Here is a 14,317-nt window from a genome sequence, read left to right as displayed (position 1 = left end):
TTTATGCTTGGCGCTGGGTTACGCGTTTAGCATTCCTCATTCTGCGAACAGATCTTTGAGAGTCGTTGACCTTCCTATCAGAACGCATTCATCCAGATAGTAAAAAAGGTTCAAAGCCAAGAATAGATTTGATACAAGACTTTGCACTTTAAGGTGTGAAGGTGCAACCTAAGTCGAAAAATTGCGATGACGGTTTGGACTTCCAACTGCAGCACTTTTCTTTGTTAGTCAAAACGTTTTGGAGAATGGTTATGAATCTTGCTGGATTGATTTTAACTTTTGGCGCAGCTGCAACGACTTTTGCCCCTAGCGGTCTGGCCGCAGATTTCCGCGATTTCCCCGGTCTATTTAAAAGTGAAAGGGTGAGCGTGCCGGTAGAGAACATAAGTTGTGAAACCCAAGAGACTTCAGCGCCTCCAGGAGGTTTCCCTGGCGTCAGAGCTCAAGTCAAGGTAACGGGTTTTTTTATTGACTCATCGCAGCAGAAGCTGGACATCAGTGTCGACAAGCCTCTCAGTGGCACCCTTTCGACGCGAGCCATGGTGAATTCCAAGAATTGTGAGGATTTTCTTGACGAAGTAAGAGGTGGAGAAGCTATTGCTATTCGCCAAGGGAAAGAGTTGCTGTTGGTCACGCCAGGTTATAACGTATTAAGCTTGAAGTGATGGCCATCTTACGATTCGTGCTCACGCACGTTCTGTCGCCGTTTTCATAATGGAAAAAAGATAGGGTCGGCCCCTATCTTTTATAAGTAATTGGGACAGGACGACTATATGAAGTTCGCGTTTCATATAGCTCTCTGCGTCGAGAGGTGCGACTATCATTGTTCGAAACAACCCTAGTTCCAATCTCTCGCCAGAGTACCTTGCAGATGATTTTCCTTCGTTGGATCGCACTTTCCTGTTATGAGTCTAAAAATTGAATGCTTCCTTTCTCTATTAGCCTTTGGCAGCACCGGGCATGGCTTGTCCTTGAGGACCACCTGCAGTGCAGGGATTCGCTGATGGATGGGAAGCTTCTGCTGGCATGCCCTGTGATCCACCTTGAGGCGCACCACCCTGTGGTCCACCTTGAGGCGCACCACCCTGCGGTCCACCTTGAGGCGCACCACCCTGTGGTCCACCCTGCGGTCCGCCTTGAGGCGCACCACCCTGCGGTCCGCCTTGAGGCGCACCACCCTGCGGTCCGCCTTGAGGTGCACCACCCTGCGGTCCGCCTTGAGGTGCACCACCCTGTGGTCCGCCTTGAGGTGCACCACCCTGCGGTCCGCCTTGAGGTGCACCGCCCTGTGGTGGATTTTGTGATGGTATTGGCCCAGTCGGAGCCTGGCAGATCTCAGTTTCCATTCCATCCAGTGCCGGTTGTTGAGCCTGCTGCTGAAAGTTCCCTTGTGGAGCTCCACCTTGAATGGGTGCCTGACCGCAAGCCTGAAGAAGCAGGAACAAAGGCAATGAGCATTTGATGAGTTTCATGACATGGTCCCCTACGCTTTGTTGCGGCTGCTTGCCGATGCATTGTGCATTTGTCTCTTGGTCGAGAGTTCAGCAAGCCGCCATGATAAGTTCATTATCGGACAATCCGAACGTGAACTTTAGGGCTGGCGATGAGATTCTTAAAATTCTTCACCAGAGTGGAATCAACGCGCCGCACGCTGGAATGAGCCTGTTAAGTCATCGATATGCTTGAGAATCACTTTGGTAATGGAGCGGACATCATGAATTCATGATGTCGCTATTCGACAGGTTCGCACGCATGCGGTAGAGCTGATTCAAGGGAATAGCCAAACCAGATTTAATGCCATAAGCGGTAGAGTCTTGTTGAAAAGAAAACCGTTTATTTCATCTGATCTCAATTTTCTAATCTGTTTTTTCTCATCGGGGCTGATGGATATATCGGAAGTATCGGCGTCCATTGTCACCGAGGTTTGGAAACTGGATGTCGTCCCAAACTCAAGCGCCACACCCGAAGTCGGGGTTGCCCGCCAAAGCCAGCCGAATCGATAGTTCGCGTACTGTTGATTAAGATCAGCAACCCACGAGATGGCACTGACGTCCGGCGAGGCGGACGCAGCAACGCCGGGTTGAGGCGGGGCTATGTAAATGGAATCGACGCCTACCTTGATTTGGCGAACGTCTAAACCAAGACCAATTAAAAAAGAGCCCCCATAGGGAAAGTAGCGGAAATCGATCGCACCATACCGGCTGGAAATCCACGCCCCTGGGCCGGTTGGAATATCAATCCTGCCACTGCCGCCGAACTCCAGGGTGATGCTTGCTTTTTTTGAAAGCATTGCGCCAAGATTAATGCCCAAAGCAGGAGGCGCAATGTTGGTAAGGCCCAGACCTAATTGCAAGGCGCTATATCGCTCCAACCTGCTTATCGAACCCGATGGGTCTCCTTCTTTCTTATTTGGATTTTTGTTTGAGGTGCCGGTATTCGTTTGGCCAAAACCTATGGCGCGGCGATCTCTTTTATGGAGGCGCCATTGTTTTGCCAAAGTGCAAAAATAACGTTTGCGGATGAGGCGTCCAGTTCAGCGAGTTGCGAGCTCCTTAACTTTTGTTCAAATATTTTGCCGGTAGAATGATGAACCTTGGCAACAAGATGGTCAAGACGTTCTACAAAGGCTTTACAAAAGCTGAGATCACGGCATTTGAGGACAATATGCATCGCATTATCGGCAATCTCGAATAAGGGCGTCGCGGTGCTCATGTGGATGGTGCACGTAACCTTCGAGTGGACATGATCAAACTCGAGGGTAAACTCTATGTGACTAAGAAGCCTGGGCAGGCCATTGTGCTTCCAGCATGGCGCCGTGACCATCGGTTCGATTGCGAATATGGATAGAACCCTTCCTGGCCTCGATGCGACTTTTTACAGCAGCCAGTCCAATTCCTCTGCCGCTGGATTCGGAAACGCATTGAGCGGTCGAAACTTCATCCATAAAGACAAGGTCGGTTATTGAGCTGGCATCGCTCACGGCAATACCTCTCTGATTGGCGATTTCCGTCAATTTTTTCATGTTAAGACCAGCACCGTTGTCATTGATTTCAAGCATCATCCATTGGTTGCTGCGATAGGCGCGGATGGTTATTTCGGGATTATCGACCGTGATCCCGGAACGCTTGGGCAGAATAAATCCATGATCCAACGAATTATTGATCGCATGCACACAGACTTCTTCAACTAGATCCAAATCGGCTTTGGACCAATGTATGATTTCATCCTTGACGGTCACGGAATGCAAGGGGATCTCATGCTCGCTGGCATAGCTGATCCAGGTTTTCAGATGTGGGCTTAGAATTGTTGGTAGCCATATCAGACCTTGGTGGCCTTGAGTCGTCGAAAACTGACCTAGTATGGACACAAAAGCCTCAGATTCAGCGACTTCCCGTTGGCAATTGGCAAGTGCCGCGGTGAATGACTCATCTCGAATCGACGATTCCAAATCATGCAGAGCTGAACTGATGCTGCGTAACCCGAGGGTGCGAGCTAGGCCTTTCTGAGTATGAACCTGCCTTATGCTGATGACATCCCTATGAGCCTCCAACTGGCGTAGGCAATCTTTGGTTTGGTTCAAGTAATCATTCAGGGACTGTTGAGGTGACTGAAGGACTTCGCGCAATTTGTCGGGCAGGCCAAGCAACTGCTGGTTCTTTTCCTGCAGTTCTTTGGTCAACTTGCGTTCCTGGCTGACATCCGTCAGGGCGACGAGAATGCTGTTGACGTAATTTTTTTGGTCCACGATCGGAATCCATCGGATGTTGACCAGCCGCTTGGTGAGTAAGCCAACTTCTAATTCGGAAATGAGATGATGGGCATTGAGATCCCATGCAAGTCTTTCCTCGCCTAGGCTGATCTGCATGATCTCTCGCATCATGCTTCTGGTTTCCGATGACAGGCTACTGTGGGCGAATGCCACGTCTTCAAAGTTTCGTCCGGCAATGTCTTCCTGCGTATCCAGGATCGCTAGGGTTTTTTGGGAATAATCCGTGCCGATCTGCAGCAAGCTGCCAACTGTGAGAAGGCCCTGATCGATACTATTCAGGATGCGTTTGATTTTTTTCTTGCTGGATTCGATTCTTTTCTTTTGCTTGAAACTGACCAGTAAAAGGATAGCAGTGGCTATAAAGAACAGACTGATGACCACCGCAAAGGACTTAAACCGCTCTGCTGATTTGAGCTGCAGAGCGCTCAATTCATTCTTCTTCAGGAGAAGCTCATTTTTCTGCTCCTCGACCTGCAAGCCTAGCTCGATGCTAAGACGGTTCTTTTGCTTAAGGTCATTATCCTTCTGCACCTTCTTCCATAAAGATAGCAGATCCTCGTGAAATTTCAGGGCTTGCAGGTAATCCTGCTTTTTCCTGGCGACTTGATACTTGAGTTCGAGGAGGAGGAGGCTTTCGCGCGAGTAGGAGCCTTCCAGCATGGGTTCGGCATGTTTCAGACTCTGGTCGAGTTCAGACTCCAGATTGAGTTCGAATTCTGCTTTGGCCTTGCCTATCAACGCATCATAGGCGAGGACTTTCATGCCTAAGGTGCGGTATTTCTCGTAAGACCGGCTCAGGAGAGTCCGAGCCTCGGCAAACTGACCTTGCCTCAAAAAGAAGGTGCCCTGGGTGTAGTCCACGTGGGTTGAAAGTTCTTCATTAGGAAATTTTTTGATAATTTCATGAGCTCTTTGCAGATAGTATTCAATTTTTTTTCGGTCCAGATCGTTGTCTCTCATGAGCTTTAAGGCGATATTATTGGCCATGACTGCTGCATCGCCAAGATAGTCTTGATCAAAAAACCATTCAAAATTCTGTTCCATGAGATTCAGGGCTTGCCTGGATTGTCCTGAACGATCCAGTAGATTGGCAAGTATGGCTTGTGTGTCATAGATATAGTAGCGCTGGATTCCCTGCATTGTTTCCAATCGTGCCAGGGCTTTCTTCGCGTAGTCGAGTCCCTGGCCAAGATCGTTGATGCCGAACATATAGTTGGCAATCTCAGCGTAAAGACGGCCACACCAGAAGTTGTTGCCCCATGGTTGACATGCCGCGATCCCCTCTTTAAGGTGCTCGACGATGATCTCGCGTTGGGCTCCCTTGGATTCATCGACTACGAGTCTCACAATCAAAAGATAGATCGTCAGCTCCGGGTCAGACAACTTCCTGGCCTCGGCAAGCCAGATATTGACGTCGAATTTCGAGCTGCCACTGCCATAGGTTTCCATCAAAGCGTTAAAGTAGATCCACGCGCGGGGGTGGGTCTGACGTGTCAGGGTTTCTAAGAAATTCTGAGCTTTTTCTTCTGCATTTGCTTCGCCAATTCGAAACGCCAGGTCAAATTCATGAAATTTGGCTATTGCCGCTTCATCGCTCTCCGACGCAAATCCCGCGGCGCCTACGAAAAGCCATAAGAGAACAATATAGAGCTGCATTGTACTTTCCCTCGAAAGGCTTCATTCAGCGCAGGAAGATTTTATGTTTTTATAAGTCAACATGAAATGATAACATAATTATAGTGATATGCACAAAAAGTGTCTAGACGATGCATTTCCTTCCCGATACATCTTCATGCTCATTCTGAGCCGGAAATCTTAGACGGTAAGTGAAACACCCGCGTGGCTGTGTAGGCCTTTTACACAATTGAATCAAATTTCACTGCGGTCAGAACCGTTTTCTGCGGAGGCACGTGTGGACTGGTGCCGTCTGGGATGAGTTCTTGTGATTCATTAATTTTCCTCGGATTCCGTTGCATAACCAGCCATTTAATGCAGGTGGCTCTTAGTCAAAGAAGGTAAGACGCTGAAGGTATCTCACGAGATACCGATGTTTATGCATGCTCCGAGGAACGAGGGATGATCTTGGTCAAATCCCTAATGATTATGTTGTGGCTGCTGATGCTGATGCTTGGGCTGACGCCAGCCTTGGAAGCGCGCGTCCAGGATCTGCAGATAAATTCCTTCGTTGACGTTCAGAGGGCTTACATGACTGACCCTGAGGGCTTTCTACCCGAAGTAAGAAAGCGCTTTGACCAATTGTCGTTGAGCCAGCAGCCTCAAGTTTGGATGTGGTACCTGTGGTTCCTCATGACCTATGAGTGCGATAATTCTGCAGTAGGAATTTCGGACCAGGAAGCTGTCCTTACTCAAAGCGTCACCGAAGCGCGTCGGTTGAATTTGCTGGAAGAATGGGTGTTGCTTAAGCAAGTTCAAATTTACTGGAAAATATCCTTTACCAAGGTTGACCGAAAGACTGCGTTTCAGGAGTACGCTGAACTCCTCCCCGACCTCAAAACCATGGGCCGCAAGGATCTCGAAATTTATATTTTGTCTGAGTACGCTGCCACTCTCTTTATGGATAATGAAATCATAAAGGCTAGCGAAACAATGATCCATGTCCAGGAAATGCTGGACTCCACCACCGGTCTTGATCCCATTTATGTCGTTCGCTTCAAAAGCCGCCGATTTTTCTCGTTCTATTATCAGGATCAGTGGGAGTTGGCTCGCAATGCCGCATTGGAAGTCATTGACCTGGCGAAGGACCTTAAGCTTACCTATTTTGAGATGATTCATCTTTCAAATCTTGGCATGGCTGTAGCGAAGAGTAAAAAGCCCGAGATGCTGCGTGAATCTCAACAGTATTATCAGGAAGCGCTACGCCTGGCCCAGTATCTCGACCTCAAGCATGACATTGTGTTCATGATGAGCGCCTTGGTGTCAGTGAAAACCTGGTTGAATGAATATGATGAAGCCATGAAAATAGGCGCTCGGACTTTGGAGTTTCTGGATCGGTACGGCATTAAAAATGCAGAAGCTGTTACCTATGCATACACTGTTATGGCGGCGGCTGAGGTGGGGGCCGGGCGTTTTGATGTTGCGAGAGAGCATGCGCACATTGCGCTTGGTCACCACACGGAAGGTGGCAATACAGACCTTTCTGAGATAGAAAGGGTGCTTTACCTTGCCTATGACGGGCTGGGTGATAAGGAAAAGGCGTATCTGCATCTCCGGAACTATATGACGAAATTTACACAACTGAGCAAAGAGAAAGAAAGTCGAGAATATAACAAAGCATCCGTTCGGATGGGTCTTGGCCTGATGCGTGAAGAGAATGCAATCAGCAGGCAGAAAATAAAAGAAACGGAACGAATGCGGCTTGTCCTGACGTTTCTTTTGGTGCTTAGCATTGCGGTCATGTTCCTGATGGCCCGCTCTGTACGCGAAAAGAAGCTTATCCGCGAAAATCGCCTCAAGATGCAAACCATACTTGATAATATCGATGAAGCCATCCTCACAATCGATAAGGATCTGACCATTGAGTCAGGTTATTCAGCTTATCTGAAGCGGCTCTTTCCTATGGTGCAGCGTTTTTCTCGCCAGGACTTCATGATGACTGTCATGTCGCGCTTTCAGCTGTCGAGGGAAGATCAAAGTATGATTCGTGAGTCACTGAAGGCCTCGTTGGGCGAAGATACGCTGGCCTGGGATTTTAATTCACACATCTTACCGATTGAGCTGCCTTACACCAATGGAACCAGGCAGCAGTATCTCGCTCTCCATTGGGTTCCGATTGAAAATAAGTCGAGAATTCATAAGATCCTGCTGGGTATCCGGGATGTGACAGAACGCAAGCAGCTCGAGCAACGCATCGATACCGAGCAGAAATTGATAGAGCGTATGCCTGTGGTCATGGCGGAGCTTTTCCGAGCCGGGCCCCGGCACTTTTCCGAGGTTGTTGCCGAGGCCGACCGTCTGGAGCAAGCATTTGAAATCTGTGGTCATGATCCTAAGGAGATTTTGCGATCGCTTCACTCTCTGAAAGGTGTTGCTCGCGCCTTCGGAATGCGTCTTCTTTCCAGCGTCTGCCACGAGCTTGAGGATCGGATTCTTAGAAGCACGGCCGATGATCCCGCGATATACAGCACATTCCGGGAAGCTTTGCAGGCTTACCATGATGTGCATCAGCGTTTTTCCAAGGATGGAGGGCCCCTCGCCGAAGTCCAAGGTCATAGCCTTCATGAAATAGTGCAAGGTGTCCTCCCTGAGATCATCCTGCGTTTAAAGAGTCATGGTATACCGCTCGAAAGCTTGGATATTCGGGATGAAGTCCAGGATTGGTGTATGGGCGATGTGGACCTTATCCGAAAAACATTGGTTCATTGCCTGAACAACAGCATAGACCATGGATTCATATTCCCGCAGCAACGCGGTCAGAACGTGGGCTCTGTAGCGATCAAGATTGCCGCACATTATCGCGCGGGACAAATTGAAGTTTGCTTCCAGGATAATGGTGCCGGATTGAACCTTGAACATCTCCGTGAGCTGGCTGGCAAGTTGAAGATAACGGCTCCAGTCGGCCAGTCAGTCACTGATATTCTATTTGAAGATGGCGTGTCTACTGCTGAGCGAGTGACTGACACGAGTGGGCGAGGCGTAGGTTTATCGGCTCTAAGGGCTCTCGTCCGTGATCGCGGCGGTCACATCGAAATCATGCCCGTTAGCGAGGGGCACGGTACTTTGGTCCAATTACGGATCCCGCAGCCTCAGGGTGCCCTTGCTTGAGTTATGCTGCGAGATGAATGGGCGGACCCTACTGGAAGTTTCCCTCTTGTTATCTGTTTTTGGGACGATGGTCAGGGTCTGAAGGCTTTGCGACAGAAAGGTCTGGAGCACGCGCTGTGCGACCCACAGGATTCCGACTGAAAAAAATACCGCATTGCATTTTCCATAGTGGGATTAGCACAAAAGCAAGCATTAGCGAAATATCAGGGCGAGGGATCGGATTAAACGCCGATACCTGTCTTTTCAGTTCATAATTTCTTTGCCGGCTGTCTATTTGGAAGAGTAGAGCCGTATAGAAGCATCAAGCGTTGTGGCAGCGTAGGGCTAGGGTCTTTGGTCCAGAGCTATTCAGGCCTGCAATCGGATGAGGCAGTGAGTGCTAAGGTCGAAGTTTTATAACCACAACGAATCTCATATGAGCTCATCATGTCGAGTATAAGTCCTGTAAAAACCAGCAGATTCATTGTTTGGCGGACGTTCGAGCAACCATGCTGCGTTCGAGCTAGCATGCGCGCACCGGTGCGCGATTGTTGAGTCCCGCACTTTTCTATATAAGCCTTAAGTTTGCTTACCCGTCGTGTTTTATAAAATTTCGAGTTTCAGTTGAGGACGAGCTTATGCAATTGACCAGAACGCACCTGGCCGGGATTTTTGCTTTATCGATGAGTTCGTGTTACGGCTGCACAAGAGAGAAAAGTAATGAAAAAAAAGCCGTTTCTCCTGGCCGCGCATCTGCAGCCAATTCAAGGCAGGCCCTTGGAGAAGCCGCGCTTGAACCAAAAAACTCTTCGACGATTGCAGGAAATGCGCTCTTCAGTGTGATCCCAAATGGGGTCAAGGTGGTTGTGAATATCACCGGTGGTACTCCGGGTCGACTCGGGATTCACATTCACGAGAAGGGCGACTGCAGTGCCACGGACGCTTCATCTGCGGGTGGTCATTTCAATCCGACTGGCAGCGAACACTCAGGGCCTGATCATAGCGTCCGTCATGTGGGTGACCTAGGAAATATATTCGTGGAGCAGGATGGTACAGGCCTCCTCGTGGCCGAGATTGGCGATCCCAAGGGGTTTTCAGAGTGGGATTCAATCGTTGGCAAGAGTGTTGTCATTCATGAGAAGGCAGATGACTTTAAAACTCAGCCAACTGGCGACTCTGGAAAACGTGTCGCCTGTGGAGTGATCCGGTTGTCTGATGTGCAATAGCAAACGCTTTGGCTGGCCACCCATTCATAGGCCAACTGGGTAGTCACCGTGTAAATCGAGTTACGCATCGTGCAACTTATGCAGTAAGCGGCGCAGCAAGGCGAAGTGAAAAGCCGGCCTTGGACGATGCTTGCTAGATAGGACGAAACCTGTTCTGCTCAATGTTTACGTTTCCTTTTTTGTGATCGCGAAGCCCATTTCTTAGCTAAAGAAATAATCATGTTGAGCGAAAATGCCCGCTATGATGATGCTGCTTGAATATTTCGACTTGAAAATAAATCTTGCAATCAATTGCAGAGGATCTTATGGTCGCAATCAACAAGGGTTTGTGGCCGATTGCAGCTTTCTCTGCTAAAGTGCCGACATGATGAGCGAATATGCCAAACCTTGAGTTTGGCTTTTTTCGTTTCATCGCAAATCCTCGCAACATCTCGGTTGGCGGAGGAATCTGATGACGTTCCCTTCAATAAGTGCATCTTCGCTTTTAGTTCCCACACTACTGTTGGAGCTGACATCATGAGCGAGAAGCGATCTAAATTCCAAGCGTTGCAAATTGCTTTAGAAGACTACTTCAGTCGATATCCTCGCGTAACGATCAAAGCATTGTCCATCCGCACGTCTGTACCGTATGCCACACTCAGACGGATCATCAACTCAGAGGTCAATGATATAAAGGACGAAACCATCTTTAGAGTGATCAACCGCGTGATGCAACGGAAAGATCAGATCGATTTCATCCGGAAGTACTATCCTATTCTTGAAAATATGAATCCGGTGCAACCTCAAATTGATACGACCAGTGATGATTTCACCCGCTCCTTCAAGCGTTTCCTACGAATGAGCCCACATAACCTCGTTGTCAAGCTTGCTCTCGCCAAAGCATTTACAAGTAGAAGGGATGTTGAGCGCCTGACTGGTGAATATGGTTTGACAGCGCTTGATGAAATGATAGGGGCAGGTTTGCTTGTGGAGGAACACGATGGAATCTTTGTTCATTCCGAGTTGGAAAGCGTTTCCGATGTGGAAGATATCTGTCATCAGATCATTAAGGACATTGAGTATATTCCAGCCGCACGAAAGTCAGGATCGAGCATGGTGCGACACGTATTCGGCTCGATATCGCCTGAAGGTCTAACCCGGATCATTGATATGGGGCAGAACCTTGTTTCTGAAGTGAATGATCTGGCCCAAAAAGATAATGGGGGCATCCCTTTTTTCTTTGACCTCGTTTCAGGAACCTATGATGGAACATAGTTTACATATGCTGTCAAAAGCTGGAGTGAGGGTGTCCTATGTTTAGCCAGGCGCATAAGTTCGGGGGGGCGAGCCTCGCCAACGTTGTTCGTATCAAGAACGCTGCCGATATCATTTCTGAGCTTCCAAAAAATAGGATGCATGTCGTTATAGTCTCGGCCGCACTAGGTGTGGCTGATCAATTAAATGACATCATCCACGTCGACGAGATGAGAGAGTTGAAGCTGGAAACACTGAGGAACCAGCAGCTTCGATTAATGGAAGAGCTGGTCTCGGATACTGAATATAGACAGCTGTCTCTATCATTTCTGCTGGATATTGCGATACTGCGGCTTCAATTGCGGATATTTGCAGGGAATGAAGATGCCCTGGCAGCTTTAGGAGAGGATTGGTCAGCTCGGCTGCTCTGTGCCGCTCTCAGGGATCGTGGTTTAAATGCCCAGATTCTGGATCCTACGACGTTTCTGAAAGTTGATCCTGAAGGACGGTTCATAGACGAACGCGTATCAAGAGAGGATTTTCTGAGGCAGCATAATGGATCTTCCATAGTCGTGGTTCCGGGCGGCTTGGCTGTCGACGATCAAGGGCGGTCTTTCTCGTTGGGTCACAAAGGTACGGATCTCAGTGCGGGTCTCGTCGCTTCTCTTTTGGGCGTGGATGAACTGCACATATGGACTGATATTGAGGGAATACGGACTGGGGATCCTGACTATGTTAAGAATTCACGGTTGCTACCTTATTTGTCGTACAGAGAAGCCCGATGCTTCCTTGATAACAGCACGGGAGTCCTTCATAAAAATACACTCGATCAAGTCGAGAAAAAGGGCATTCCTGTAATTGTTCGAAGTTCCATAAAACCTGATGGAGGTAAAACCTTCATAGGTACGACATCTTCAGGTGACGCATGGCTGGGTCTAACAAGTAGGGGCCCTTATACTTTGGTTAATATTCCCAGGCGAATCTCACTATCCTCTCTGAAGCAAACGGAATTCTTCAAATCTGGCGAGATAGTTTGCTTATCGGGCTCAAATAAGCTCCATTTCCTTATTCCCCAGCAGGCAGGAAGCAAGCTCTTATACCAACTTATAAACCTGTTGAGCTGTATATCCGAGGATCTGGACATAACCAACCACTTGCGCCAGATCACGATTGTCAATGGGGATGATTCCTTGTTAGGCAGTGAGGATATCACGCTGATTCGAGATTGCCCTTTTGAACTTTTGGAACTTGATATCAGTAACAGCAATTCACGCTATTTATTTATCCACGATCACCTGGCCCCGAAGGCAATGTCCTGGTTGCATGATAGACTCTTCAAACCCGAAAGCAGGTTTGCTGTAGCGGTTGTCGGCGCAGGAAATGTCGGTCGAAACCTGCTCCAGCAGATTTACGACGGGATTGAGAAGACTAAGAGTCACTGCGGAGCGCTTTTTCAAATTAAAGCTGTTGCTGACTCCAGCAAAATGATGCTTTCGAATGGATGCATTGATATTGAACACTGGCGGTCGCAGGGTGCTCCGTCCCGCATGACGAATCTGGAGCAACTGACTTCGCATATGAAATCTTTTGATCAGAATATTATCGTAGTCGATACAACCGCTTCACCGCAGGTATCTGATTATCATGCCAAGTGGCTGAGTCTTGGTTTTAACGTCGTTACCGCAAATAAGGTGGCGTGTAGTGGCCCCACTTTTCATAGGCTGCTCGAAATTGCTCAAGAGCAACGCGTCAAATATCTTTTTGAAACGACGGTTGGCGCAGGTCTGCCGATTCTAAACGTCGCAAAGAGTCTTGCTGATTCTGGTGATCAGCTCCTGGAAGTCCAGGCTGTTCTGTCAGGCTCGCTCTCTTATCTTTTTATTGAACTGGAAAATGGCAGGAAATTCTCTGACGTGATTATGGACCTGAGAGTCCAGGGCTTCACAGAGCCGGATCCGCGACACGATCTTTCTGGCCTTGATGTGGCACGAAAACTCATTATTTTGGCGCGACAGTTTGCAATGAACGTCGAACTTGGAAATGTGAAGCTGCAACCAGTTTTGCCGGACATGGATAGTCAGCAAACTGTCGACGCTTTCCTTAAAGGGTGTGCAATCCATGACGAGTACTTCAGTTCACTCGTAACGCAAGCTCGGAGGAACAACCACATCTTGCGGTATGTTGCGCGTTTAACGAGTTACGGCGTAATGTCGGTTGGCATTGAAAGCCTTCCTCGTGACCATTGCTTTGCTCGGCTCAACCCTGCTGATAACATTGTGCAATTTGTGACGAACCGCTACCGCAGTAACCCTTTGATCGTTCAAGGGCCAGGAGCCGGCATAGCCGTGACCGCAGCGGGCCTATACAGTGAGATGCTTCGACTCGCCGGCACGTAGCGAAGCGGACAAAGCCGGTTGCAATGAAAAGTAGTAGCGCCATCACGAAGTTGACAGTTTCGATATTCGAAAGAAGGGCCACGGTTTCATGGGACAGCCTTCCATTTTTGATTGTGTGGATTATAGAGCCTACCTGCGTCAGTATGTGAGCGCAAACAAAATCTCGTTCCGTCAGCTCTCACTTGAATCAAAAATTCACAATAGTTACTTTTCACGTGTTTTGGCCGGGAAGGGGGAGTTTTCTGAAGCTCAGATGTATTCTTTGGCCCAAGTCATGGGCCTAGGAGAAGGGGAGTTGGAATACCTTCTGCTGTTAGGATCCAAAAGTCGCAATGCGCAGGAAAAATTTCAATCTTACGTAGACAAGAAAATAAATGCTCTGAGAGAGAAGCATTCCGGTCTACGGGATCGCTTGATCGGGATTGGTGACGCGGATGAAGCTGCGCTGAAGACGTATTATGGCGAAGCCATTACAGCACGAGTGCATATGGCTTTGACCATAGAGCGATTTGCTCGGAATCCTCTGTCGCTTATCCCATTGCTGGGCATGTCTGAAGCAAAATTGAGATCCGAGTTAGAAAAGCTCACGGCGATAGGTATGATACGGAAGCAAAGGCAAGGCTATGTCGTTGTGAAGCCAGCAATTCATCTCGAGCAGCATCATGCGCTGTCCCTTGCCAATCACAGGAATTGGCGAGTCGAAACGCTGTCATACCTTCATCGCGGTCTGCATCAAGCAACTGATTATCATTTTTCGGCCATTTTTAGTTGCGACAAACAAACGTTTCTGAAGGCTCAATCCTGTCTCAAAGAATCTCTGGTTGAGATCCAAGCATTGGTGTCACAGTGCAAAGTATGTGATCAAATCTATCACCTCTCAATTGACTTGTACTAGGAGCCGAGATCTTCGGGTGCGTGTTCGAACGCGACAT

The 14,317-nt window shown here is 48.5% G+C and carries 10 protein-coding genes; 6 read left to right on the top strand and 4 right to left on the bottom strand.

From position 1 onward, the window contains the following. The first annotated feature begins 251 nt into the window (after window positions 1–251). Window positions 252–665: a hypothetical protein gene (locus tag VE954_RS09690; RefSeq protein WP_324952111.1), complete on the top strand. Its 414-nt coding sequence runs from the start codon at window positions 252–254 to the stop codon at window positions 663–665. A gap of 273 nt (window positions 666–938) precedes the next feature. On the opposite strand, the gene VE954_RS09685 is transcribed toward VE954_RS09690, so the two are convergent. The 4 genes from VE954_RS09685 to VE954_RS09670 all read right to left on the bottom strand — a co-directional run bounded on the left by VE954_RS09685 (window position 939) and on the right by VE954_RS09670 (window position 5,425). After that, window positions 939–1,472 (bottom strand): hypothetical protein, encoded by a 534-nt coding sequence (locus VE954_RS09685; protein WP_324952109.1) that lies wholly within the window; start codon window positions 1,470–1,472, stop codon window positions 939–941. A 296-nt stretch (window positions 1,473–1,768) separates the two neighbouring features. After that, window positions 1,769–2,353 carry a hypothetical protein gene (locus tag VE954_RS09680; RefSeq protein ID WP_324952107.1) on the bottom strand — a complete coding sequence of 195 codons (585 nt, stop codon included), beginning with the start codon at window positions 2,351–2,353 and terminating at the stop codon, window positions 1,769–1,771. A 98-nt stretch (window positions 2,354–2,451) separates the two neighbouring features. Next, window positions 2,452–2,712 (bottom strand): hypothetical protein, encoded by a 261-nt coding sequence (locus tag VE954_RS09675; protein WP_324952105.1) that lies wholly within the window; start codon window positions 2,710–2,712, stop codon window positions 2,452–2,454. A 61-nt stretch (window positions 2,713–2,773) separates the two neighbouring features. Next, window positions 2,774–5,425 (bottom strand): ATP-binding protein, encoded by a 2,652-nt coding sequence (locus VE954_RS09670; RefSeq protein ID WP_324952103.1) that lies wholly within the window; start codon window positions 5,423–5,425, stop codon window positions 2,774–2,776. Between the two features lie 426 nt (window positions 5,426–5,851). On the opposite strand from VE954_RS09670, the gene VE954_RS09665 reads away from it, so the two are divergent. The 5 genes from VE954_RS09665 (at window position 5,852) to VE954_RS09645 (ending at window position 14,280) form a co-directional block, all read left to right on the top strand. Then, on the top strand, window positions 5,852–8,551 hold the full coding sequence (locus VE954_RS09665) for an ATP-binding protein (RefSeq protein ID WP_324952101.1): 2,700 nt from the start codon (window positions 5,852–5,854) through the stop codon (window positions 8,549–8,551). A gap of 617 nt (window positions 8,552–9,168) precedes the next feature. Next, window positions 9,169–9,756, top strand: coding sequence for a superoxide dismutase family protein (locus VE954_RS09660; RefSeq protein ID WP_324952099.1), 588 nt, complete (start codon window positions 9,169–9,171; stop codon window positions 9,754–9,756). 516 nt (window positions 9,757–10,272) lie between these two features. Then, on the top strand, window positions 10,273–11,010 hold the full coding sequence (locus VE954_RS09655; protein WP_324952097.1) for a hypothetical protein: 738 nt from the start codon (window positions 10,273–10,275) through the stop codon (window positions 11,008–11,010). A gap of 38 nt (window positions 11,011–11,048) precedes the next feature. Further along, on the top strand, window positions 11,049–13,385 hold the full coding sequence (locus VE954_RS09650; RefSeq protein ID WP_324952095.1) for a hypothetical protein: 2,337 nt from the start codon (window positions 11,049–11,051) through the stop codon (window positions 13,383–13,385). An 88-nt stretch (window positions 13,386–13,473) separates the two neighbouring features. Continuing rightward, on the top strand, window positions 13,474–14,280 hold the full coding sequence (locus VE954_RS09645) for a DUF4423 domain-containing protein (protein WP_324952092.1): 807 nt from the start codon (window positions 13,474–13,476) through the stop codon (window positions 14,278–14,280). The last annotated feature ends 37 nt before the right edge of the window (window positions 14,281–14,317 follow it).

It is taken from the genome of Oligoflexus sp., assembly GCF_035638955.1.
In the GTDB taxonomy this organism is placed as follows: domain Bacteria; phylum Bdellovibrionota_B; class Oligoflexia; order Oligoflexales; family Oligoflexaceae; genus Oligoflexus.
The sequence above is the reverse complement of the archived record's forward strand: the minus strand, read 5'-3'. Positions and strand labels throughout refer to the sequence as shown.

Coding starts and splice junctions, on each gene's coding strand:
- VE954_RS09670 (WP_324952103.1), bottom strand. CDS start 5,425: ATGCAGCTCTATATTGTTCTCTTATGGCTTTTCGTAGGCGCCGCGGGA.
- VE954_RS09645 (WP_324952092.1), top strand. CDS start 13,474: ATGGGACAGCCTTCCATTTTTGATTGTGTGGATTATAGAGCCTACCTG.
- VE954_RS09685 (WP_324952109.1), bottom strand. CDS start 1,472: ATGAAACTCATCAAATGCTCATTGCCTTTGTTCCTGCTTCTTCAGGCT.
- VE954_RS09650 (WP_324952095.1), top strand. CDS start 11,049: ATGTTTAGCCAGGCGCATAAGTTCGGGGGGGCGAGCCTCGCCAACGTT.
- VE954_RS09660 (WP_324952099.1), top strand. CDS start 9,169: ATGCAATTGACCAGAACGCACCTGGCCGGGATTTTTGCTTTATCGATG.
- VE954_RS09690 (WP_324952111.1), top strand. CDS start 252: ATGAATCTTGCTGGATTGATTTTAACTTTTGGCGCAGCTGCAACGACT.
- VE954_RS09655 (WP_324952097.1), top strand. CDS start 10,273: ATGAGCGAGAAGCGATCTAAATTCCAAGCGTTGCAAATTGCTTTAGAA.
- VE954_RS09675 (WP_324952105.1), bottom strand. CDS start 2,712: ATGAGCACCGCGACGCCCTTATTCGAGATTGCCGATAATGCGATGCAT.